Here is a 23,299-nt window from a genome sequence, read left to right as displayed (position 1 = left end):
ACTAACGCTCCTGCAATATCCTATCGCATCATCCTTGGTATCCTTTAAATAGCTCCTAGCTATTTTAGTACTTCATGTACTTCCTGTTTCATCCTTGCATCCGTGTTAACTTGTCCTTTGCGCTTCCTGCTAGTCACTACTATGCTGCCTGATTCCATATCCATGGCATTAGCTCAGTCATTGAGCTATGTCGTCTTGACAAAGTAAAGTTTAAACCAAACGGCTGGGTATAATAGTGAGGAAAACTAAAAAATTTAATGTCACAAAATTGAAAAAACTAAAATAGCTATAAATAACAGAAGCTTGATGCTTTTAAACGGATAAATAATGGATTTAAACTGACAAAGAGCACACTAATGTAGGATATATCTCACACTGGTGTGCCCGATTTGGAACATAAGCTTACAGATGCGCCATTATGAACAACTACCTTTATTGAGCATTAGCAACTTTAAATAGTAATTCACCCTTAACTTGGTTAAATGAAAGTTGTTTAAAGTGCTCAAAACCCTGAGATTTAAAAAATTGCGTATGCTCGTCGCGAGTCACAAATACCGCCATACCAGAGGACTGGGGGTTATCATGTAATAAGCCATCTAAACCCTTTAGTAAGGTGCGACCAAACCCTTGCCCGTGAAAGTGTGGATCAACTGCAATAAATGCTAAAAAGTAATAATTCCCTTGTGGCTTTAGTGCGTCACGAATGGTTTTTTCTTTTTCAATTAATTGATTCGTTTGTAAATAACCCGCACTTAGCATCAGCTTTAATCGCCAATGCCAATAACGCTCAGCTTGTAATTGGCTATTTGACTCAAATACACAGGCAACCGCTTTTAATTTATCATTACGGTAAAGGCCGATTAAAGGCTGCTTGTCTTGCCAAAAGCTACTGAGTTCTTCACGGATAAGTGCACGTAATTTTTTTTCATAATCGAGCAGGTTATCTTCGTTATACCCAAGCAGAGTTTGTAAAATAGGATCGTTTTGATATGCCTGATATATCAGGCTGGCTGCTGTGCTTATATCCTCTGGTGCAATATGCTGAACACTAAAGGCGTCTGTCGATTCTGCTGTGGCTGTCATTTTATTTCCTTTATTATTTTACACCCCATCGTTACGCCAAGTAACGCATAAGAGATTAATTTTGAACTACAACGATGACCAAATACTTATATAACTATATACCCAAGAGCAATAAATAAGCGAATTTACATTTTAGTTAGTACGTTCATCCACTGCATTGAGTCAGATCATGCTTTAGCGACTTACTATTGAGTAAATAAAGCGTAAATTCAGTAAGGGTTAAACTGGCTAGATATACCATTCCCCCCTAGAGTTAATAAGTACTAAGTATTAATTCATTTAGGAGCATTATTATGGATACAACAAAACATACTATTAATACCTTGTTCGCCCAACTAGGACTACCGGATTCAGAAGCGCAAATAGATGCATTTATTGCCTCGCACTCCATTGCCGATACAACCTTGTTGCAAGATGCTCCCTTTTGGGATGAAGCCCAACAACATTTTATTGCCGAATCGCTAGCGGTTGATGGCGATTGGAGTGAAGTAATTGATGAACTAGACGTACGGCTTCGTCAAAAATAATTAATTTAATGCGCATTTTAATGTGCCTTAGCCACTTTATTGATACCATACCCGCTCGCAGCGCCTATGTTGCGAGCTTACTTTATAAAAGAGTTATAATTGAATGAATGCTGCTGTATTTGAAGCTATTAAAGTCCTTCTTGATGAAGGCAAAGTTCCCACTGTTGCACTAACTAAAAGTCGTTTAACAACACCGACCCCAATGCCGGTTATTATTGCTGCGGTGAGTCAATATAAGAATAATCCTGATTCAATTTATAATTTAATGAAAACCCCAAAGCAAAGTGTCAGTAATGAAGATCAGAACAACTCTCAATTAGATAGAATTGAGCAAAAGTTAGATCAATTACTGACATTACTCGCGCCAAAATAATTTGAGACTATAAATGTTTGTTGTTGATTTAACATTTGACTGCTACCAAGACACCACCTTAGAGCAAGCCGAGCAAGCAATAAATCGCTTGGTAAATGCATTACGTTTTAATGGCCAAATCATTGGAGAAGAATTTCCGACGGTTTTGAAAGATGGCTATTTTATCACTCGCGTTATGTGTCCGACCGAGGATGCTATGCACCCACTTAACAACAGTGCATTTGTAAAACACAGTGTTGAAAAGCTACATGATGCAGGCTTGTTAGCACCTAAAGTGAAAATAATAGGTCAAGACATTCATTCAAATGGAGCCGATGGCTGTAAAGAGCCCTCAAGCTATATTTTATATACTACTTATGTGCATACTTGCAGCCCACTGTATTGTGGCGATGATTTTTTACCCGTTCCGCTATTTAATATTCCGGCAATTGCCAATGGCGATTATAAAACCCTGATTAAATGGCAAGAAGATTGGCAAGCATGCGATCAAATTCAAATTAATGGTGCAACTCGCTGTGAATTTCCTGCGTTAGAGGAAATAGCCAGCACACAAAGTGATTTGTATCGCCGAGGTAAAGATATTAGCAAACGCATCAGCTTTTTAACTAAAAAGCCTGTTTACTATTACTTATACCGTGTAGGTGGGGTTGATAAAGCCTCAGAGCTTGAACGAAAATGCCCAAGTTGCCAAGGTGAATGGAAATTACCTGAGCCGTGGTTTGGATTATTTGATTTTAGGTGCGAGCCGTGTGGTTTAGTGTCTAATATTTCATGGGATTTTCAATAAATCCCATGAAAAAACGAGCGAAGTGTTGCATTAAACCAGCAACACCTACTTATTTAAACTGTTAATGTAGCAATAAACTCACTGAGGTTATTAGCCAACACATGATGCGGCTTTTTACCTACATATTCTAAGCACACTTCCCCTGTTTCCACTAATACCGTAACAAGTAAATCATCTTGATCAGTTAAACCAATAAAAACGCTCGGCGCTTGCTTTAGCTTTCGCTTCATTAAAACATGACCCGTGATATTTTGCTGCAGTAAGTCAAAATCATCCTCATTCCACGCTTGTAATAATTCCACTTGATGACCATCAACGCTGGCTAAAATACTGCCAGCAAACATATGGCCATAAAACTGGCTAAGTTCATCAGGAAATTCAAGCTCTAATGCGTTAGCGAGGTTAATGAGTGAACCTGCAGGCTCCCTCACTACCGCTTGCCATTGGATCATACCGTTCTCATCGGCAGTGCCTATTTCACAAGGGCTTGGCCATTGCTCATCGTGGGCAATGAGTGGCTGCTTTTGTGTATTTTTGATGGTTTTTTCACTAAAGCGTTGGTGAAGTTGGGCTAATTGCATTGCAACAGACATACTGTGAAACTCATTTAATTTAGATATAATGTTCCCATTGTAACTATTTAAGAGCAAACATGACAGATTACAGCAATTCTCCCGATCTTAAAGGCAGCGTACTTGGTCAATCTACTGAGTATGTAGATCAATACACGCCCAGCTTGCTTTTTCCTATTGCTCGCAAGCTTAATCGCGACGCGTTGAGTATTGATGAGGCCGCATTACCATTCAAAGGGCAAGATATTTGGACAGGTTATGAACTGTCTTGGTTAAATACCAAAGGCAAACCGCAAGTGGCAGTGGCGCTATTTACTTTCGAATGCCAAAGTAGTCATATAATAGAGTCAAAGTCGTTTAAGCTTTATTTAAACAGCTTCAATCAAAGTCGCTTTGGCAGTATTGACATTGTTAAACAACATTTAACTGATGACTTATCCAATGCGGTAAATAGCCCGGTAAAAGTGACCTTATACAGCGCTGACGACTACAATTGTATTCCTTGTACACCGCTTCCTGGTGAGTGTATTGATGAGTTAGATATTGAAATAGATAACTACCATATTGACGCACATTCTTTAAAGTCACAAAGCGATAAAGTGGTTAGCGAAACCTTGCATAGCCACTTACTTAAATCAAACTGTTTAATTACTTCGCAACCGGATTGGGCCAGCATTATTATTCGTTATACTGGTGAGCAAGTGTGTCGTGAGTCATTATTACGCTATTTAATTTCGTTCAGGACCCATAATGAGTTCCATGAGCAATGTGTAGAGCGTATTTACAGCGACTTAACCACTCAATTGAATATTAAAGAGCTTGAAGTGTATGCGCGCTATACGCGTCGTGGCGGCCTTGATATTAATCCATATCGCTCAACGCATCATAACGATACCCCTTTTGCGGTAAAAATAAACCGTCAATAAGCTAAACAAAAAAGGAGCCTGAGGCTCCTTTTTTTAATCGTTAAGTTGCTTAGTTGGTACAGGCATTCCACACACATCAATGTAATTATGGCTATACGCAAACCATTCCTCACTACGACTACCTCGTGCTGAAATTAACTGTTTAAATGCATCTGAGTCTGTTTTCATTACTTTAAATCGGCTGTGATCGCTGCTAACGTCGGCTAATACTTGTAAATCTGTAATAGGATTAAACTCGCTACCACCTTTAGGTGTGCGCGCTAGCTGATGAAAATGTGCCATACCTGTAAGTACTCGCCCAAATACGGTGATATTTTTATCTAAATAACGTGGACCTTGCCCTATGGTGACAAAAAACTCGGTGCTAGCACTATTTATATCGTTGTCGCGTGCCATAGCAAATACACCATGACAATGAATTTGCCATGTTTGATCACGTGTTTCATTTTGCGCCACCGCAAAACCATTTAAAAACCCGGTTATTGGTGCATAACCATCTTCACCCATTTCGGTGATCAAAAGTGGCTCTGTGGTGGTTAAATAAAACTCCGCAGGTACCGTACTCTTTTCGGTTTTAGCTAGCTTTTTACCCGTGCTGTCACCACCTTGAGCAACAAACCGCTCAACAAAACGATAAATATGAGTCCCCTGATAAAAGCCCTGCCGTGCCAACTTTTTAATATTAGCACTGTGCTTTGGCGCAAGCGCGGGATTGAGCTCAATATACGCGGCACCGGTAGGTAGCGTTAGTTTTAAAATGTTCTCAGGGTTGACCCATCGCCATTGCTCATCCGTTGCAGATGCAATAATCTCGCTACTGGTTAAGTTTTTAACCGGCGCTGATTGTAAAGTGCTTTGCTGGGCACATCCGCCGAGCAAAGCCGATGCTAAAACAGTGATTACAAATTTTTTCATACCTTTTCCTTTTTATTATTGGTATTAGTATTGGTAGATAAAAATTAATCCCAATTAAATTTATACAATATGTCGACGTTTTGATACAAGCCACTGGTTATTTCTATATATAACTTCGACATAAGCTGATAACGCACCGCCACTTCACTAAGCGACTCAAATACCCCTACGCTATATTTAACCTGCAAACTCGGTGCAAGATAACCTGATATTTCTACTTTTGTTTGCTCGCCACTGCCTTTAGAGCTTAAGCTCACATCTGACAAACCAAACGATTCACCCACTTTAGACACTAAGCTTTCGCTTCTGCTCACTCCTTGAGAAAGTAATAATTGAGCTAACATCGCATCGGTTGAACTGTCGCCCTCTCCTAGTGGTTGACCATTAAGTAAATACGCTAAGGCTTGCGCTTGGTCCATACCCGGCTCAGAAAACACTTTTAAATTTGGCTGCTCAACACTACCAGTTAAAGTCACACCGGCAATCACACCGTCAGCGGTATTGTTTGGGTTGCGAATAGCTTTAATATTTAAATGAGGTTTATCTATTGCGCCACTAAAACCAATTTGCCCGGTTCTAATTATCAAGTCTTGGCCAAATGCCAAGTAAGTTCCTTCAATTAAATTAAGTTCACCAATGGCAATAATGGGTGAATCTTGGCTCATTTTTATATCCATATCACCCACTACTTTAGACTCAAGTCCGAATGAGGCTACTCTTACATCATTTTTAACTGTTACTTTTAAATCAATATCGTAGTCAAATGGCGCTTTTTTTGTACTTTGCGTAGTTTGATCTAGAATAATTTCATCATCACTAACCTGTACAGCCCCCTCTGGCAGCTCTTCAATTTCTATTCGCCCATAAGGCACCACAACATCACCTGCCAGCTTAAGTGCGTTGTCGGCTAAACTTATTTTTAACTCAGGCGATACTTTAAATACAACGCCTTGTTGTGCCCTCACAAAAAACTCACTACCGACTAAATTCATGTTTACAGCTGGTTGCTCACCTTGCCAATCAACATTACCGGTTAATTTTACCTGTCCGCCTTCTGGATCATTTAAATCCCCTTTTATAGTGGCGGTGGATTTATTAAACACCACATTAATATTGGAGTTTTTAAGGGCAATAGGCAGTTGCTCGCCCTCTAGGTTAATATTCTCAATATTTAAATTCCCCTCTAACAAGGGTTCTTTGAGTGTGCCAGCTAAGGCAACTTGCCCACGAATGGCGCCATTAAGCTGCTCGAGAGTGTTTAAAAAAGGCTGTATATCCGACAATAATATTTTATCAATTTGAATATTACCGTTAAGCGTTTGCTTATTTTGAATATCATCAATATCAACTTTGGTTGTTACTTTACCCAATACACTCGATTCTAAGTTAGCTTCGATTTGGCCGACTTTAGAATCAGAGAAAGCACTTATGTTTAGCGTTTCAATAGGTAGCTTAAATCGGTCTTCTTCGTTAATAAGAACCGCGTTAAGCCCTGATGAATTTAAATTAGCGCGTAGAGTTTTAAGTGCGCCAGCTTGCCAATTAGCAGCAAAATCGCCAGCTATATCACCACGAGTTCTTATATTATCTGGTAACCAATGTTTTAGCTCTTGCAATGAAAGCTTGGCCAGTTTTACGTTAAGCTGACCCAATTCGCTGGTTTGATTTAACCTATCAATACACAACTTACTATTACTTGATTGCCAACAATGCGCACTCACATCAAAGTTGCCCGTTTTCGAATCTATTGTTACGGCTATATCTTTAGCGTTTTCAAAACTAAGCGTTTTATCGCTTATGCTAATGTTACTGAGCTCACCTTGCCATCTCGCGTTGGCTAGTTTGCCATTAAGCTCAAACGTAGCTGCCCCAGCATCAGCATCAATAGATGCACTTAGTTGATGATCAGTTTTATCACCACTACCAACTATATTCACTTTATTAATTAAGTGATGCATGACACGCGCTGAATCAAGAGTAACGCTAATATCTGTTTGCCAATCATTAGCGGTGTCTAACTGTGCTTTTAACGCCAACTTATTAATATTAATTTCGTCATAAATAAACTGCTCTAGCTTTAACGCTAAATCAACTGCAGGCGTCAACCGCTCGCCTCGTATACTTAAATCGGCTTTACCATTAGCAATAAACGGAAGCTTTGCATCATCATTACTTTGCAGCGCAATTGCCCCATTAATCTGCCATTGCTGATCAACTTCACCTGTTAAAGTTAATCTGTTTGTACCGCTACTAAGGCTAAATTTATTTACAGTGGCTTTAAGTTCATCATTTAAGTTAAATTGAGCAACAAAATTAAGCGGTACATCATTTAGTAACCCGCTTAAGTGGGTATCATCCATACTTAACTGCCAGCTATTTGAACTGGCAACAAATGCCCCTTTAAACTGCCCTGAAATATCGCTAGTGAGTGTGTCAGTAAGGTATTGCGCTTTTAAACTCGATAGCCCGCCGCTAAAGTTAGCACTAACCCCATTTTGCCAATCGACATTCGCTTGGATAGTAGCCTGACTATCATTCGCTTTAAGGGCTAAGGTTTTTAAGTTTGCTTCGCTCAGTGAGCCATTAATTTGGCTGTGAAAATTCACACTTGGATACGCACCTAACTGACTATTACCAAATAATGCTAATTGGTAATCGTTGGCATTGCCTTGCGCGGTTAATTTTACGTCGGTTACCTTTAACTCTTTACTCGCTGTTTCAATAATCCACTGCTCTACAACGCCATTAATACTGAACGGATAATTTGATTGTTTAAGATTAGCCGTGGCTGCAAGTTGAAAAGGAAAAGATTCATTGCTTTTTATATCAACATTGAGCTTTTCTAAGTCTCCGCCTATTTGCATATTGGCATCATAACCATGCCCTTTTAGACTGATATCACCATTAATAGGTAAGCTGTCTTTGAGCTTTGCGCTAAGTGCTGTATTAAGCTGCCACTGCTGATAATTTGCAGACAATGAGGCAACGTTAATCTCAGAACCTATTAGCTTCATTTGTAGCGCAATATTATTTATTATATTTTGCTGTTCGCCTTTCTTTACCGTGAACTGCACAATATTAAACTGTTCTAGATAAATATTGAGTGGCGACATAAATGCGATATTAGGGAATGCTGGTAACTCAGTAATTGGGGCCGAACTGGCTGTATTTGCCCCAGGTTGCTCTTTTAACGCGATTAAAACACTCGGAATATTCACGCTTTTAATTTGAATATCAGCACCTTGTGCCTTTGCAGCAATCTCCAGATTATTTACAACTACGTTTGCACTTGGATGATTTAACACAAACTCAGTGACCGCTAAACGCTTAAGTGCAATATTAAATGGCAAACTGATTTGTTCCAGCGGTTCGCTAGGTGTATCAGGGGAATTAGATGACGATGCTGGTAAATTTAGTTTTATAGACCGAGCACTTAAGTTATCAATACACATACCATCGCAGTGCCACCAAAATAAATCTAGTTTAAGCTGCTGGGCATTAAGTAATAAACCTTCACGCTCAAAGCGCAAATTAAACGCATCATTATATAAAAAACGCCCATTTTTTATTTCAATTTTTAAGCCGTCAACTAACTTATTGGCGCTATAAGCAATTAGCTGATTACCTGGAGCTGTAAAAACAACACAAAACAATGTCACTAATACAGCAACAATTAAGGTGCTAAGTGCTGCCGTGACTTTTTTAAATACAGACATTAAATTTCCGGCCCTATGGTAATACTTAAACGAGTGCTTTTACTTTCTTTAGTGAGCCCCCATGCATGATCGACTCTTATTGGCCCTATAGGCGTTAAATAACGAAAACCAAACCCTGTACCAACTTCAAATTGCTCAGAAAAATCATTCGTTGCGGTCCCTCCATCCACGAACAACGCTGCTCGCCAGTTTTTGGCAAATTGGTAATTATATTCAGCCGTCGTCGCAATTAAATATTTACCACCGATGCGATCGCCATTGTCATTTTCTGGTGAGATTGATTGATAAGCAAAGCCGCGCACACTTTGATCGCCACCAGCATAAAACCTTAATGAATATGGAACATTGTTAATATCGTCAACTAACATGGCCCCTAAGTTTGCTTTTAAAAACACAAGGTGCTTATTAAGGTAGGTGCGCAACCATGCATGCTGTAATTGCACCCTAACAATATTGGTACTAGAGAGCACACTACCGAGGCCAAACTCTGCAGATATAGACCACTGCTCTCCCGAATAAGGGGTGGTTCCTCCCTTCGATTGCTTTCGGGCATAACTGACACCTGGTAATAACATTTCTGTGGTGCGTTCTAGCCCGTCGCCAATCCGATAGGTTTCTTGCTCGCGCCTGATAAATGCAGTTCTTATCCATTTTTGCTCGGTGAGCCATTGCCTTTGCAGCTGCGCGGTTAATATTTTACTGTAAATATCGTCGGCTAATTCATCCTCAAGTTTATAACCTGCTGATAAGCGCCATAGATCATCATTAGGATCATGAATCGGAATAGTGTATGCCATCGAAATGTCTTGTCTTTTCTCAGCTACATTTAAATTACTTTCAAGGTAATGTCCGTTATTGGTGATCCACGGTTTGCTCCACTTCAAACGTATTTTGGGGCCTCCTATCTCTGAGTTAAACCCGCCACCAATTTCGTAGCTATTAGCGGGCTTATGTAATACGTCTACTTTAATTGGTACTTGGCTGTTTTTTCTAGCTGAAATATCAGCGTAAACACGCACGCTAGTAAAATAAGGAGTACTCGATAAATCTAGGTTATAGTCAGCAATCTTAGATGCTTTATAGTGCTCACTTATTTTAAATGGGGCTAAAGAGCGAATGTATTTTTCTGCGGGGCTTTGATTGGTAATTAACACATCGCCAAAGCGATAACGTACACCACTTTCAATGGTAAAGGTAATAACGGCGCTATGCTTTTTTAATGACACTTCAAACTTTCGTGCTGGCCATTTAGCATCAAAGTAGCCATGTTCTAACAGCACTGATTCAATTCTTTTATAGGCTGCGCTATATACTCCATGATTTAAAATATCGCCTTGCTTTAACCCTATGCTTTCAATTACTTGCAGAATTGACGGGTCGTGTTTAGCTTCCCCGTTAACGCTAATATTAAGCGCCTCTATACGAGTTGCAGAGCCGCGCTCAATAGTGGCAACAAGCTCTCGCTCATCTTTATTAAAATCGATAGTCACATTTGAACTGTAATAACCTAATGCCTTTAAGCTATCTTCAACTTGCGATTTAGCGTAACGACGCAGTGAGCGCGTTGGTTTTTCACCCACTAAAGGTTTTAAATAAAGAGCAACGTTGTTTTCTAACTCTCCACTAATTCCTTTTATTTCATAATCTTCAATTGTATTGTCAGCTGCAATCGCGCAAAAACTCACAAATAAGCAAAAACAAATAACGGATTTTAAAAACTGATTGAACAAGTAATCATCCTTACTATGTACCCATAAAAAACAACGAACTAACAAGGCAATAATAGCATAGCGATAATGAGCCTAACATTAACTTAATCATTATCCGCGCTTAAACTAAGCGAATCTATTAAACCGTTGTGAGCTTAACTAAAAATTCTTGCGCTTTAATAATTTATTTTGGTTACAATAGCGCTAATGAGTAAACACTAATTTTATGAGTTTTAAATGCAATTTCCTGATGATGATAATGGCCAGCTTCTTGCTGAAATTTCCGCCGCTGGTGTAGATTTAAGTAAAATGCAACAAATTGATTTTTACATTTTATTTGAACAACAGACTGATGCCGAAAAATTTGCAACTGAGATTGTAAACGATGCATTAGTTCAAACTGCTGATGTTGAAAAATGTAAAGATACTGGCGTTTGGGAAGTAATTACCCATGTACAAATGGTTCCAGAACATGCTTTGTTAGGCCAAGCAGAACAATACATTGAAAGTATAGCGAACAGTTTTAATGGCTATGGCGATGGTTGGGGATTAGACGCAGAAGAAGCATAACCCTAATTTCATGATGAATGAGATACCCAGCTTAGCCTATCGGCTTAGCTGGTTTGCTTTTCTAAAGCTGCCTTTATAATCAAAAAGTTTATCTGCTACTTTCCAGCCATATTTTTTACTTTTTCGAGCAATCACAAAATCCGGTGGTATTAAATCAAACTGGGCTTTTATAACCTGATCTGCGCTGATAAATTTTGTTGGCGATTGGCCCTGAGCAATACGTTTACCAAACTGTTGATTAAAATAATACAGTGCCCCGTTGTTTGCTAAATCAAATACCTCATCACAACTGGCCCCGTCTTCATCAAAATAAGTAACTTTTAACAATTGCTCTTTAAGTTTAGTCACGCTCAAGCCGCTACAACGTAGCACTAATGCATCTTTGAGGTTTAACGCATTACGTAGTTTATCATCAGGATCGGCCATCACAGCACCACAGTCATGGCATTTTCGAGCCGCAATATCATTTTGTGCGCCGCACTGCTCACACTCTTTAAAACGAAAACGATAATCGCACTGTTCGCTTGCCCCGTCATCATCTTCAAGCAAACCTTGGCAACGCCTGCCAAAGTGCTCAACTACTTTGCCATCAGCATCTGTTTTGCCCCAAAATATATTGGCAAAGCCACACCCAGGACACAGCACTTGCACGGGTTCATTATCGCTATCGCCTTTTTTATCGCCAACTTCTGGGTAGAATAAATCAAAGCCATTGCCTGCATAGTCAATCACTAAACAATCATCTTTACCCTCAGCTAACCTCAAGCCTCTACCGACAATTTGCTGGTATAAACTTACCGACTCAGTGGGGCGTAAAATAGCAATAAAATCAACATGGGGGGCATCAAATCCGGTAGTAAGTACCGATATATTCACTAAATACTTTAATTGTTTAGCTTTAAATTGTTTAATTATTTTATCGCGCTCGCTATTAGGAGTATCTCCGGTGATCAGTGCACTGTGATCCTTTGGTAAATAAGTCATTACCTCCTTTGCATGCATAACCGTAGCTGCAAATACCATCACCCCATGACGGCTCTCACTATATTGAATAATCTGCTGTAAAATTGTTTGAGTTGCACGGGTCGATTTTTTTAACAGCGCATTCATATCCTCATTGCTATATTGCCCAAATGCATTACTACTTAAAGATGAAAAGTCATAATGGCTAATCGCAGCATCAACCTCTTTAGGGGGAGTTAAGTAGTTATGCTTAATCATATAGCGCAAAGGTAATTCAAAAATACAGTGTTTGAATGGACTCTCTTTATTGCCTCTTACAAAGCCATGGTAATGATAATGATAAATCCAGCCTAACCCTAGTCGGTAAGGCGTCGCGGTTAAACCTAATACTTTTAATTCAGAGTTGTGAGATTTAAGTGCATCAATAACTTTTCCGTACTGGCTTTTCTTTTCGCCATTCACTCTGTGGCACTCATCAATAATAAGTAATGAGTAGTGCTCATTAAGTTTATCTAGATTACGCGATAACGACTGCACACTGGCAAAGGTAACTTGGTGAGTTAACGACTTCTCTTTGAGTCCTGCGGAAAATATACTCGCCTCAAGACCAAAGCTTTTATATTTTTGAGCATTTTGCTCCACTAATTCTTTTACGTGCGCCAACACCAATATTTTTTGTTTAGCAATACGCGCAAGCTCAGCTATCACTAAACTTTTACCCGCCCCTGTAGGTAAAACAATAACAGCAGGTTCGTTAGTTTTTCTAAAGTGTAAAACGGTGCGTTCAACCGCCTCGCTCTGGTAGGGTCTAAGGGTGTAGGTCATCAAAGGTAAGAATTCTTAATCTAATCAATGGTTAATTTTCAGAAAGACAGCTCTATTTCACATTCGTTTTAATATTTATATTCATAAATAATCAGCTAACTTTGAAACTATTTATAAATTTAGAGCACTATATTATGTATAAATATAAAAAAATACCCTTAATCAACATGATTAAGGGTATTTAATACTTACTGAGCTTACCAGCAATTCTAAGGAACTTTATTAGTATAAAATTTTTATACTAATAAATAGTAGCTTTAGAATTTGTAAGTAGCTTGTAGGTAGGCAAAACGACCGATATTGTCATAAATCGCTGAACCTGCGCCCGTACCAGTTGTTGAGCCCGGTAACCCACGATTGAATAAGTTATCAACACCTAACTTAAAGCCTACGCCGCTATCAAATTTATAAGCGACTGAAGCATCAGTTATAAAGTATGAACCGTAACGCATTTGATTTGAAGGATTCGGGTTTGTTTCGATAGACTTATGATCGTATAACTCAACACCGTTAATAAAGCGAGTGCTGAAATCTACAACAAGGTTTTCATATGTATAATCAACAGAGATACTACCCTGCCATGTCTCATCACCTAAAACACCTTCATAATCAGTGTAATTTTCTGGCTCAGCTGAGAATGGAAAGTCTTTTGCTTCAATCAAATAAGTACCAATAAAGCTAGTACCGAAGCTACCACCTAAAGCGTCGAAGTCATAGCCAAACTCAAAGTCAACACCCGAGTTAAGACTACGTGCGATGTTAAGCGCAAAACCTTTTAGAAGTGTAATTTCACTAGTATTAGGGTCACGCGTAATTAGTTTACAGAACTGGTTATCAATACCGGTTGGAGAATCTACACAACGATCGATAATTGTTTGGAAACCAATGCCACTGATTGTGTCATCAATATCAATTTCCCAGTAATCGGCAGTTACACTGAAACCCTCTAACCACTCAGGTTGGTACACAAGACCTGCTGTAATAGATCTAGATTCTTCTGGCTGTAGATCTGGGTTACCACCAACTAATGTCTCTAGCGTTGCACTATCATAATTTGAATCAAAGTCAGCTGGAACACCTAAAGCAGCACAGTTAGATTCGCGAATAGCTCGGCCTGCATCACTTAATTGTGCAAGCTCTGAAACTTTACAGCTATCGTCAACACCTGCGAAAGACTGACTTTGACCAGAAAATAACTCGTCGATATTAGGCGCACGCATTGCTTCAGATAAGGTAAAGCGAGCGCGTAACTCTGGTGTAATAGTCCAATCAAGACCTAACTTCCAGCTTGTTGCATCGCCAATAGTAGAGTAATCAGCGTAACGAACTGCGGTATCAAATACTAATGTATCTATTAGAAATACATCTTCAATCAGTGGCACTGATAGTTCGAAGAAAGCTTCTGTTACATCATAACCACCATCCGTTTCACCAAGTGCATTAAAGAATGTAGCCCCAGTTTTAGCGAAGGCATCTTCAATCGTCACACTTGTTTCATCACGGTACTCAACACCACCAGCAAAACCAACCATACCCGCTGGTAGTTCATAAATTGCCGAATTACTAAATGTTGCATTGAATACAGTTTGCTTGATTTCTGATGTACCAATTGAAGTCGTTGTCACATAGTCAATAGCTTCTTGGCTAATTGCTCCATCACCCATTATATTTGCAGCAACACACCCATCAGCTCGAGCTGCTGCGTCACGACATACAATATTGTTATTGTCATCAAATACAGCGTCTATCGCATTGGCATAATTATCCATAATAACGTTTGCACCGTTAATACGTTCAATTTCTGACTTACCATGTACTAAAGAGATATCCATTGCCCAGTCATCACTGATGTAACCCTGAATACCTGCTACAAACCGAGTTGTTTCACGAGTATTTTCTTCAAGACGACGACCTATATCGTTAAACATTTTGTTCACACCAATAAATGGCAGTTCATTATCATCCATTAATTGTGCAACATCAGGTGTTAAAAATGCGTTGTCGCGTTGTATTAGGTTTGCACCAGAGTAAAAACGGAAGAACGGTTGGCCTACATTCTCGCCCTCTGTTTTAGAGTATTTAGCTTGAAAGTATGCGTTTAGCTCGTCTGTAACATCATAATTTGTTTTAAAATTAAAGTTTATACGATCAAATTTAGGTTGTATCTCTGAATATTGACGTAGATTAATGTAATCACAACCCGGGCTACCACAAAAAGAACCGTCTGCTATTGGGCCTGTGTAAACATCACCTAATGTACTGTCACCATTAAATTTACCCATGATTCCACCCGTGAACGGGTTCCAAACAGTACCTTGGTTAGAAATTAGGTAGTAACCTGCATTAGGAACCACTATTCTGTCTGGGTACTCTTCACTGTCAATTTGATCATCAGGGCGCGATTGACCCGTCACAGCTTCATAAGGCATTGATGCATATGAGGTTGCAGTCCATGGGTTATCAAGCGCATTAAGTGAGTCTTGCGCGTTATACTCTAAAGAGAAGGCGGCATTACCACGGCCTTCTGCAAAGTCTTGACCATAAGAAACAGTAAATTTCTCATTTTGATATGAACTATTATCAGCAAAGCCTTTTGTTGCTGATACATTAAAACCAGTCACGTCTTTTTTGAGAATGAAGTTAACTACACCCGTTACCGCATCAGCACCATAAACAGCCGATGCACCACCAGTAATAATCTCTACTTTCTCAATCCAAGAGCTTGGAATGGTATTCGTATCTACTGAAGATGTTCCAGGAGAACTTGCAACGTGGCGCTTACCATCAACAAGTACCAGGGTACGAGCACTGCCCATACCGCGTAAATCTAGTAAGCTAATACCGGCAGTACCGATAAAGCGACCAGAGTTTGCAAGCGAATATGTAGTCGCTAATGCTGGCAGTTTATTTAATACTTCACCGATATTCATCGCACCAGTGCTAACCAAGTCTTCACCTGTAATTACAGTAACCGGTGATGGTGAAATTGCGCCTTCACGTAATATGCGAGAACCTGTTACTTCAATACGCTCTACTTTTTCTACATTTTCTTCTTCTGCAGCAAATGAACTAGCTGAGAAAGCAGCTGTAGAAGCTGCACCAAAAGCGATCGCTAAGCGAACTGCTTTTGAAACTTTGTTATTTATCATGTCAATTTCCCTAATATATTATTATATTTATACCTGATAAGTAACCTGCTACAGAAACAGCAAGCCAACCATCAAGCTACATAATTACAACAAAATTAACCCTAAATCAACAAAATACGACTAAATAGTGTTCTCTTTCCTCATAGTTCAGCAAGCCACGAGTTACTTTATAGCTGTACTTCTGACTTTAAGTAATAGGCTTTAACAATGGTTATGCTAAGTAAATTACATGTATATATTTTTTAAAGGTGGTTTGGAACCGAGAAGTGATTAAGAGACTTCGCAAAGAAGGCTATCAAGTTGGTCGATACATTATTCGTAAAGTTATGCGCCGTTTACGCCTAAAAGCCACTTTGCGTTTGACTTAGCGATGTGACTTATTTAAAACAGTTGAAAACTAGATATATTGGCTGTGGTGATGGATTTATATTAACGGTGCTTCATAAGCTGACACGCCGATAAGTGCATGTTGGAATAATGCTGTTATAGAACGCATTTGATAATTTAAAACATGACTGATTATTTAAGGTTAATCAGCCAAAGAGTGTTTATAAAGTAAGATGTGTGGCCTTTTATATGGAGTATTTAGCTTAGAGTAACTTTATTCATTATAACGATTTATCACTTGTGGAATTTGCAAATTCTAAACTCAAGTGTTCAATTTGGGTTAGCCAGAACATTTTCAAAAGTTTTAAACCTTCCTGTTTGGCTTGCTGCTTCTGTACATTCTAAAATTACATAACTAATTAACTGTTGTGCCTTTCAAATTCATTCAACAATGCTCTCTTTATAAAAATATCTATATTTATTAAACTGTTAATAGAAGGAAATAATAGAAGAATAAAGATAATTTACTAATGCTATTTTTTATAACCCTTATATAAACTGCCTATCTTTTCTTTGTTAGAATCAATTAAATCAACTTTTTCAATTTCGCACAATTCTGATAATAAAGAGTAAACAGTAGAGTTTTTATCTGCAGCACTTTTTAAATCTTCCAGTCTGTAAATTAGTCCATCTAACTCTGATTTAAACAGGGAAAAAGCTTTATTCAAATCTATAGAGCGATTTTTTAAAATAAATTCATAAAAGTTAATTAATAGTGTTGCATTAATAGCATGCGGATTAATTTTTTTATCATCATTAATCAGTTTATTTAAAGACGCTGAGAGTATAGCCTCGTTATCAGATTTTTTTTGAATAGCATTTATAATATCTGAAAGAATCGGAACCATTGTTGTTTTTACTCTTCTTGCTGAGTCTAAAATTTTAATATTTGGAACAACTATGTCTGAGTCTATATTGTGACATATAATCTGCACAAGACCATTTGGTTTTAGTACCCTTAGCATTTCATTAAGGCTGACATTTATATCACTATATTCTAATGCAAATTGCGATATAACGGCATCAAAGTGTTCATTTCCAAAAGGAAGTGCCTCAGCATAAACACCAGATAAAAAATCTCCTTTGATATATTTTGTAGTATTTAAGTTTATAGTTGCAGGATCAATGCCTGTAAAATTTAAGTCCATGCTTACATTTTTTTGAATAAGATCTATCAATGCCCCATTGCCGGTGCCTATATCTAAGACGTTAGAGTTCCCTTTTAATTTTTCACTAAACTCTAACCAGCAATTTTTAAGCTTACCCGTGTAGTTACCTTTAATATCTTGACCAAAAGAAGTTATGTAACCCTGTGCCCAATAATCACTCCAATAAGCTTTCATATTATCTCCAAATAAAAAAGGGCTGAAGAATCAGCCCTTTTAAAATTTAAACTAAAGTTTAGAAACTAATTGTGTAGTTTACACGGTAGTCACGACCAAAGTTATTATAAAGATCTTGGTTATCCCAAGTTCCTGCTGAAGAGAATACAGGGTCTTCATCAGTAAGGTTATTTACAGTAAATGTAACTGCACCATATTCACCAGCGTTGTAGCTGTATGTGAAGTTATGTATTAACCAGCTATCTAGCTTACCAGTTTGCTCGTAGAAACCGTCACCGTCTCCGTCAACTTCTGTTTCAGAAGTGTCGGCAGTGTAAGTTGAGTTCCAAGAAACTGAGTGATCTTCATAGGACCAAGAGATAGTTGCGACTGATTTAAGATCCGGCTGACCAGACCATCCTGCAGTATCTTGAACAACACCACCTACTTCAGAATCATAAGCAAGTGTAAAGCTGTTTACATTACTGAAACGTAGCTCACCGTATTCAGTCTCAAGGTTTGCATTGATTGTAAAGTCAATACCTTCAATTTCAAAACCAGCACCATTAAAGTAAGAAGTACCAGCTTCAACTAGAACACCAGAAGCTGCGCGCTTCAAGTAGAACGTCTCGTTTGAAGTATCGGTATCGACACTAACAGCACTAATTAGACCTGCAGCTTCATCCGATAGTAAGCCTTGTAATGACTTAGACTGAATCACGTTGTCTACTGATAACATGAAGTAATCAAGTTTAAGACCTAAGTTTTCGTTAACATCCCAAGCGATACCTAAGTTAGTGTAGTCAGACTCTTCTGCATCTAACTCAGAGTTGGCTGTGTAATAAGTATCGTATTGACGTGAAACTGTTGAACCGTTGTTGTAGTCAATCGCTGACTCAGCAGAGAAAGTACGAGCTTGGTTTAACAAATCTAAACCAGGAGCGCGGAAAGACTCAGAGTAAGAACCACGAAGTACAACACCTTCAGCTAGCTCCCAACGAGCAGATACAGCTGGAGCAATGTTATCACCAAAGTCTGAGTAGTCATCGTAACGAGCTTTAAGGTTTAATTCAAAAACATCAGTAATTGGTAGAACTGTTTCTATGAATACAGCTGTAACATCACGACCACCTGCAGCAGAGTTACCTGCTGAACCACCGATAAGACCCGCTTCAGACTGACCATCGTAGATATCTGCGTAGGTTTGCTCAAAGAACTCCATACCTACGTAGTGAGATACAGCTCCACCGTCTAGCTCACCTAGGTCAAAACCGATACCACCAAAGTATTGGTCAAACGTAGAAGTAGATTGTTGAAGAGTTGTTGCTTTCATGTTTGCAACACCTTCATCCGAACCTAAATCAATACCGTTTTGCTCATTGTAAGCAAGACCAGAGTAAGATAAGTAGTACTCACCGATTGACTTGTTATCGGCTTTGTTACGGTGGTAGTAAACTTCCCAAGAAGCATTGTTCCAGTCTAACTCACCACGAAGGCCTGTTGTAAGGTCAATGTTGTAATCGTCGACGTTACCGTCACGAGTACCAATGCCTACCCAACGGAATAAACCGTATGCGCCATCAACACCATAAGGGTTATGTTCGTTGTCCGCTGACATGTTTTCCCATGCAGCGGCAGGAGGAGCGTAACGACCAAATGAAGAGTTTTGAACAAACATTGCTTGGCCAAACCACTCAATATCGTCAGCAACTTCATAATTAGAGCTTAGGTATAATGTGTTACGGTCGATTGAAGCTGTGTTGTAAGATACGTTACCGTATGCATACATACAGTATTCAGAACCTGGACCCCAATCTTCGTTTGCATCTACACGGCGGAAAGTATCTTCTCCGTATTCAGCAATCAAATCATCACACTTTAAAGAAGCAGAAGCCGTTGCGAAGTCTGGAGATAAAACTGTAGCACCGAAGTAAGACCAACCTACAGTATCAGCCGTGTATGCTTCGATGTCGCCATCGCCATCTAAATCACCAATTTTTGCTTTGGTATAATCACGAGCGGCGTCGCTGATACCTTTACGTTTTTGATGATCGAATGAAAAAGTAATGTTACCTTTATCATTTGAAACACCACCAACGATTGAAAATTCTGACGATGTAGTACCTTCATCCTGGTCACGATGACCAGCGCCAACATTGAAAGTTAAGCCTTCGAAGTTATCTTTTAAGATAACGTTAACAACACCAGCCATTGCATCAGAACCATAAATAGAAGATGCACCTTCAGTCATGATATCAATACGTGCCACAGCAGCCATTGGAATTGCGTTTAAGTTAGCTGATGCACCACCAAGAGTTGGTGAACCAGGAAAACGACGACCGTTTAGAAGGACAAGTGTACGGCGTGAACCAGCACCACGTAAGTTAATAGTTGCTTGAGATTGTGCTGAACTACCTGAACGCTCAGAGAATGAACCGAAAGAGTTTAGTGAGCTTGAACGTAGAGCATCAGCAACAGTGAAGTCACCTTCCATTTTGATGTCTGCAGCAGTAATAGAAATTACTGGTGAAGCACCTTCTAAATCACTTCGTTTGATGCGTGAGCCAGTTACTTGTATACGCTCAACTTTTTCTGCAGACTCTTCTTCTGCAGCAAATGAACTTGCTGAGAAAGCGGCAGTAGAAACTGCACCAAAAGCGATCGCTAAGCGAACTGCTTTTGAGATTTTGCTATTTAACATTTGATTCTCCCTAGAATACTATTTGTTTTTTATTTTCGACCACTTTTGTTAATTAATTGGTGATCACGTCAACGATGATAATACTATGGACACAAGGTGGTCAACATTAAATTAACTTTAAAAGCACTTTGAGTGACTTCTCGTTATCATTTTTACGTTTTTTTGGTTCGTTTTTTAAGCTCGTTTTTGAACCTAATTTAGAAAAAATCCAGCCACTAAAAAATAAACCACTGATTTAAAATAACATTGTTTATTATGGGTGGTTTTTTATTTTGTACTGCTTATGAATGAATTTGTAACCAAACTCACAAATGTTAACTTTAAATTTTACAAATTTTATGCGAAAGAGGGACTTAAAATCGAAAAACAACCTATAAAATGCCTATTTACTTCATGACTAAGTTAAAATAATGTAGCTTGGGTAGATTCAGTTGGTGTGTTTAATGCGCTTAATATCATTTGCGCAACAGGGTCGAGTTGTCTTTGAATGTACAGCGGGTAGTTCAGAGTGTTTTTACCGGTATAAAGTTCGGCGCCAGTTATTGCGTAAACATATTCGATTACTTGTCCGCGTTTTATTTCAAACTCATGATGGCTCGCTTTGTGTTTTTTAACTGCTTGAACGTGAGGTGGGATATTTTTAATATAATCGCTCAGGTGCTGCCCTAAACGCTTCCTATAAACGAGTTTGTGGTCAAAGTCACCACTGTATAATTTTTGCGTGTAGCTATTTATTATATTGTGTAGTTGCTGTATTTCGAAGTGACTAGAGAAAAGTGTTTCAAACAACTGTGTTTGAAACTCCTGCGCAAACTCAGTCCAATCACTGCGAACGGTTTCCATACCTTTAAAAACCAACTTTTTTTCATTCTTTTTGGTTACTTGACCAACATAACGTTTTTTAGAACCTGTTTTTTTACCTCGTATAGTTGGCATAAAAAACGGACTGTAATGGGTTTCAAATTCAATTTCTAAATAGCTTTGTAAGTCATAACGCTGCTTTAAGTCTACCTGCCACTTTTCGTTTATATGTCGAACAAGTTGGCAACCAATGTCGTTGCATTGCTCAGGACTGGTATCTTCACTAAGTTTTACAAACGTAGAGTCGGTATCACCATATATCACCTCAAAGCCTTGCGCTTCTATCCATTTACGAGTTGTTTGCATTATTTCATGGCCACGTAAAGTAATAGAACTCGATAAACGCGGGTCGTAAAACCGACAGCCTTTAGAGCCCAGTACGCCATATAAGCTATTCATAATAATTTTAATCGCTTGCGAGAGCATGGGTTGATTAGTGTCTTTTGCTTCTTGGCGAGTTTGTGTCAGGTGCTCAATTAATTTTGGCAGGTGGTGCTGCGTTCTTGAAAATAACGCCTGATTAAATCCTTCAACCGCATGCTCTGGTGCCTTTAACCCTGCGATTAAACCTAGCGGGTCAATGCAAAACGTACGCATAATTGACGGATATAAGCTTTTAAAATCAAGTACCAAAACGTTTTTGAAAAGCCCCGGAGTCGACTCCATCACATAGCCACCAGGGCTTTCAAAAGATAGCCCATGATCGCCTAAGTTGGGAGCAACATAACCACTGCGATGTAACAGCGGTAAATATAAATTAGTAAATGCAGCAACTGAGCCGCCCATGCGCTCAAGTTCGAGCCCAGTGATTTGAGTTCTGACTATGGCAAATTCAAACAGCTTTAGTTTTTCGAAAATTTGATTAACTAAAATACAATCTTGGCGGTTGTAGGCAGCAAGGGCGAGCTTGTCTTCATTAAATTGGCGTACAATTTCAGTTAATCGGTTATCAGTTTTTATTAATTTTGACTCGTTAAGCACCCGCTCTGCAACATTAGCTAACGAAAAGCTGTCAAATCGATAAGTGGCATTTTTTAAAGTATCAATGCCATCAATGACGCATCGTCCTGGGAGCGTTAATCGGGTGTAATGGCCTTTATTAATATATAAAGGTTGATTATCTCGGCCAATACTCAGGGTAAGTCCTAACGCCTCAGCGCGCTCTTGCAATAAACTAAAATCAAAATCAATAACATTCCAACCAACAATAACATCGGGGTCGTTATTTATAATGAACTGCTGCAGCTTGGTTAGTAAGTTTATTTCGTCATAGCACCAATCTATTTCAAATGTCGGATCGCCCTGCTGCTGTGGCTCACCTATCATTAATACACAATCTAGGCCATTTCCCACCAGTGCAACACTAAATAGCACGCCATCGGCATTGCATTCTATATCCAAAGAAACAGACTTAAGCGTTGGTGTGTAATCTTCGTTTGCTTTAAGCTTTGCCTCACTAATTTCAATAAAGCCGTTTTGAGCTTTGGCATTACCGGTTACCCATACGCCCCCTTTAATAAAGCGCTCCATTAAAAAGCGGTCACTGTGGCGCACATCGGCTTCATAAATTGGCATTACTTGCTCTAAAAGAGCTCGTGCAGTGTATACACTTTTTATATCATTAAAGTAACAGGCCACACATTCACTACCACTAAAGTGACAAAGTTCAACGTTATTAAACTGCGCTTTTATGTTTGCCTGAGCCAGTAAAGCACTTGCAGTATCTTGCTCAGCCAATGGAATGAAAAACAACGCTTGCTGATTTTCAATCGTCACTTTTATCGGGCCTTGCTCAGAGCTTAGCCAATAGCACAAAGTAATACCTTGTGCATTTTTAGCAGTGTATTGTTGCCTTGATAAAATAAAGCCCTGATAGATTGCTTGTGTCAATGTTCGATCCCACTTAATATATA

Annotated in this window: 15 protein-coding genes; 5 read left to right on the top strand and 10 right to left on the bottom strand. The window is 38.9% G+C overall.

The annotated features are described in order from the left end of the window. Positions 1-432: 432 nt before the first annotated feature. On the bottom strand, positions 433-1,083 hold the full coding sequence (locus BW139_RS07540; protein ID WP_076919252.1) for a GNAT family N-acetyltransferase: 651 nt from the start codon (positions 1,081-1,083) through the stop codon (positions 433-435). A gap of 293 nt (positions 1,084-1,376) precedes the next feature. Here BW139_RS07540 and BW139_RS07535 point away from each other — a divergent pair, with 293 nt between their 5' ends. The 3 genes from BW139_RS07535 to BW139_RS07525 all read left to right on the top strand — a co-directional run bounded on the left by BW139_RS07535 (position 1,377) and on the right by BW139_RS07525 (position 2,770). Then, a complete protein-coding gene (locus tag BW139_RS07535; protein ID WP_008109413.1) occupies positions 1,377-1,610 on the top strand; it encodes a DUF2789 domain-containing protein in 234 nt (77 codons plus the stop codon). 103 nt (positions 1,611-1,713) lie between these two features. After that, positions 1,714-1,983 (top strand): hypothetical protein, encoded by a 270-nt coding sequence (locus BW139_RS07530; protein ID WP_008109411.1) that lies wholly within the window; start codon positions 1,714-1,716, stop codon positions 1,981-1,983. A gap of 13 nt (positions 1,984-1,996) precedes the next feature. Continuing rightward, positions 1,997-2,770, top strand: a complete 774-nt coding sequence (locus tag BW139_RS07525; protein WP_008109410.1) for a Zn-ribbon-containing protein — start codon at positions 1,997-1,999, stop codon at positions 2,768-2,770. Between the two features lie 53 nt (positions 2,771-2,823). On the opposite strand, the gene syd is transcribed toward BW139_RS07525, so the two are convergent. Continuing rightward, the gene (syd, locus tag BW139_RS07520) at positions 2,824-3,363 is read right to left on the bottom strand and encodes a SecY-interacting protein (RefSeq protein ID WP_076919251.1); all 540 of its coding nucleotides are present in this window, start codon (positions 3,361-3,363) and stop codon (positions 2,824-2,826) included. 59 nt (positions 3,364-3,422) lie between these two features. On the opposite strand from syd, the gene queF reads away from it, so the two are divergent. Further along, positions 3,423-4,268: an NADPH-dependent 7-cyano-7-deazaguanine reductase QueF gene (gene queF, locus BW139_RS07515; protein WP_076919250.1), complete on the top strand. Its 846-nt coding sequence runs from the start codon at positions 3,423-3,425 to the stop codon at positions 4,266-4,268. Between the two features lie 33 nt (positions 4,269-4,301). Here queF and BW139_RS07510 read toward each other — a convergent pair whose 3' ends face one another. Genes BW139_RS07510 through BW139_RS07500 form a run of 3 tightly spaced genes read right to left on the bottom strand, consistent with a single transcriptional unit; the run spans position 4,302 to position 10,629 of the window. Further along, on the bottom strand, positions 4,302-5,183 hold the full coding sequence (locus tag BW139_RS07510; RefSeq protein ID WP_076919249.1) for a peptidylprolyl isomerase: 882 nt from the start codon (positions 5,181-5,183) through the stop codon (positions 4,302-4,304). A 44-nt stretch (positions 5,184-5,227) separates the two neighbouring features. Next, a complete protein-coding gene (locus BW139_RS07505) occupies positions 5,228-8,899 on the bottom strand; it encodes a translocation/assembly module TamB domain-containing protein (RefSeq protein WP_076919248.1) in 3,672 nt (1,223 codons plus the stop codon). Further along, complete coding sequence (locus BW139_RS07500) at positions 8,899-10,629, bottom strand: autotransporter assembly complex family protein (protein ID WP_076919247.1); 1,731 nt, start codon at positions 10,627-10,629, stop codon at positions 8,899-8,901. The genes BW139_RS07505 and BW139_RS07500 overlap by 1 nt, the downstream gene beginning before the upstream one ends. A 216-nt stretch (positions 10,630-10,845) precedes the next feature. On the opposite strand from BW139_RS07500, the gene BW139_RS07495 reads away from it, so the two are divergent. Beyond that, positions 10,846-11,178: a ribonuclease E inhibitor RraB gene (locus BW139_RS07495; protein WP_008468018.1), complete on the top strand. Its 333-nt coding sequence runs from the start codon at positions 10,846-10,848 to the stop codon at positions 11,176-11,178. A gap of 36 nt (positions 11,179-11,214) precedes the next feature. On the opposite strand, the gene BW139_RS07490 is transcribed toward BW139_RS07495, so the two are convergent. The 5 genes from BW139_RS07490 to BW139_RS07470 form a co-directional block, all read right to left on the bottom strand. After that, on the bottom strand, positions 11,215-12,966 hold the full coding sequence (locus tag BW139_RS07490; RefSeq protein ID WP_076919246.1) for a DEAD/DEAH box helicase: 1,752 nt from the start codon (positions 12,964-12,966) through the stop codon (positions 11,215-11,217). Between the two features lie 257 nt (positions 12,967-13,223). Beyond that, the gene (locus tag BW139_RS07485; protein ID WP_076919245.1) at positions 13,224-16,115 is read right to left on the bottom strand and encodes a TonB-dependent receptor domain-containing protein; all 2,892 of its coding nucleotides are present in this window, start codon (positions 16,113-16,115) and stop codon (positions 13,224-13,226) included. Between the two features lie 860 nt (positions 16,116-16,975). Next, positions 16,976-17,845: a class I SAM-dependent methyltransferase gene (locus tag BW139_RS07480; protein WP_076919244.1), complete on the bottom strand. Its 870-nt coding sequence runs from the start codon at positions 17,843-17,845 to the stop codon at positions 16,976-16,978. A gap of 58 nt (positions 17,846-17,903) precedes the next feature. Further along, positions 17,904-20,525: a TonB-dependent receptor domain-containing protein gene (locus tag BW139_RS07475; RefSeq protein ID WP_076919243.1), complete on the bottom strand. Its 2,622-nt coding sequence runs from the start codon at positions 20,523-20,525 to the stop codon at positions 17,904-17,906. Positions 20,526-20,927: 402 nt separating this feature from the next. Continuing rightward, positions 20,928-23,276, bottom strand: a complete 2,349-nt coding sequence (locus tag BW139_RS07470; protein ID WP_076919272.1) for a DNA polymerase II — start codon at positions 23,274-23,276, stop codon at positions 20,928-20,930. Between the last annotated feature and the right edge of the window lie 23 nt (positions 23,277-23,299).

The organism is Pseudoalteromonas sp. SK18 (genome assembly GCF_001974855.1).
Taxonomy (GTDB): domain Bacteria; phylum Pseudomonadota; class Gammaproteobacteria; order Enterobacterales; family Alteromonadaceae; genus Pseudoalteromonas.
This window is presented reverse-complemented; position numbering and strand designations above follow the sequence as displayed.